At 65.0% G+C, this 1,299-nt stretch carries 2 pseudogenes; one reads left to right on the forward strand and one right to left on the reverse strand.

Annotation, left to right across the window (positions count from 1 at the left end):
- A pseudogene (glyA, locus tag HHL10_RS30105) lies at nt 1-274 on the reverse strand (serine hydroxymethyltransferase); the annotation flags it as partial.
- An 808-nt stretch (nt 275-1,082) separates the two neighbouring features.
- Between glyA and HHL10_RS30110 the strand changes: the two are divergent.
- A pseudogene (locus tag HHL10_RS30110) lies at nt 1,083-1,299 on the forward strand (hypothetical protein); the annotation flags it as partial.

Raw genomic sequence — 1,299 nt, forward strand, 5'->3', positions numbered from 1 at the left:
GCGCACCGAAGAGCGTGCACAGCCGGTCGATGGCCAGCGACTCCACCGCGTCGGCCCACTCGCAGCCGCCGTAGTAGCGCTTGCCGGGATAGCCCTCGGCGTACTTGTTGGTGAACACCGAGCCCTGGGCCTGCATCACCGCGCGCGACACGATGTTCTCGGAGGCGATCAGCTCGATCTGGCCCTGTTGCCGGCCGAGCTCCTGGCCCAGCGCCTTGGCGATGCGCGGGTCGGTATCTTGCAACGGAGCGGCGAAAAACGATGTCTGGTCCATGTGCTTGAGCAGTGGGTGGTGGTCTGGAGAAACCGGGAATGACGCAGTGGTCGGTGACGAGATTCTTCGACTGCCCCGCGTATGCGGCTTGTGCGGCACGGACATGCACTTGCACAAATCCGACATACGCGGATGTTCTCCATGCGACATGCAGCCGGGTCTCACTGCACAGCCATGCGCTGCCGGGCGTTATCAGCAGGCGACATGACGGGAAGAGACGACGCACCCACTGCCCTGCTGTGAGCGCTGTTTGCTGAGGTCCGGCACGTGCAGGAAGCCTGGGCCCATCAGTTGAGCTCTGCAGTCCCCACCGAGCTCACCGCACGACGACGTCCGCCGATTGAGCCGTCAACCAATGCGAGCAGGAAAGTTCCCGTCGTCTTCAGGCAAGGCGCCTGGGGCCTGGACCGCGAAAGTCACGCCGCCAAAAGCTCCAGGGAACGTGTACGGCTTGGGGATAGCACACTCGTTCTGATACCCGAGCGCGGTCAGCAGAACTGCTCCGTCAGGCGCCGCTCATGGCGCCCCTCACGCCCGCCGATGGAGACAGCGCCTGGCTGTGTCGGCGCACTCCTGTTGACGCCTGTTCCGCCCGGAATGCTTCAGGAGGGCACTGCGCGGCCATGAACCCTTCCATCTCGTCACGTCGGCTCGCGACACCTCGTGTCGCTTCCTGACAAGTCCGCGTCCGCCAGACACAAGGTCCGTGAGGTACCGCACCGAACAATAAACACCAGTAGTGCGACGGAGGACACGGCGCCTCCCTTGCCAAGTCCGCCCGACTTCCCAGCCATTCCAAGGACTCTCGATGACCACCACGGCCCGACCTGTCACCCTGCATCCCGGCAAAGCTCGGGCAACCGCCCTGCTGCATGAGTTGCTGGAGCGCCGCCGCCCCGGCCACAGCCTGGAGGCGCCCTTCTACCGCAGCGACGAGGTCTTCCAGGCCGACATGGAGTACATCTTCCGGCGCCACTGGATCTTCGTGGCCGTGGCGCCGCAGGTGCCCGAGGCCGGCGACTACA

This window comes from Azohydromonas caseinilytica, from assembly GCF_012927045.1.
In the GTDB taxonomy this organism is placed as follows: Bacteria; Pseudomonadota; Gammaproteobacteria; order Burkholderiales; family Burkholderiaceae_C; genus Azohydromonas; species Azohydromonas caseinilytica.